Origin of the sequence: Pseudoalteromonas sp. S408, from assembly GCF_005886645.1 — a bacterium.
Taxonomy (GTDB): Bacteria; Pseudomonadota; Gammaproteobacteria; order Enterobacterales; family Alteromonadaceae; genus Pseudoalteromonas.
In genome coordinates, this window is the sequence record NZ_PNDY01000054.1 from 1 (window position 1) to 341 (window position 341).

The following is a 341-nucleotide window of genomic DNA, read 5'->3' on the forward strand; positions in this document are numbered from 1 at the left end:
CTGGCCCTGCTGCAGACGCTGGAAATGGGCAAGCCGATCGGCGACAGCCTGGGCTTCGATCTGGCGGAAACCGCGCGCTCGGTGGCCTGGTACGCCGAGGCCATCGACAAGCATTACGACGAGATCGCGCCTACCGGCGAGAACGAGCACGCCACCATTACCCGTGAAGCGCTGGGCGTGGTCGCGGCGGTGGTGCCGTGGAACTTCCCGCTGATGATCGCCTCCTGGAAGTTCGCGCCGGCGCTGGCGCTGGGCAACAGCGTGGTGCTCAAGCCGGCCGAAGCCTCAAGCCTGAGTGCGCTGCGTCTGGCGGTGCTGGCCGATGAAGCCGGCATTCCGGC

1 protein-coding gene is annotated in these 341 nt (G+C 67.7%); it reads left to right on the plus strand.

The genetic code is table 11. The annotated features are described in order from the left end of the window. A partial coding sequence (locus tag CWB62_RS18440; RefSeq protein ID WP_138556294.1) for an aldehyde dehydrogenase family protein occupies window positions 1-341 on the plus strand: 341 nt, incomplete at both ends.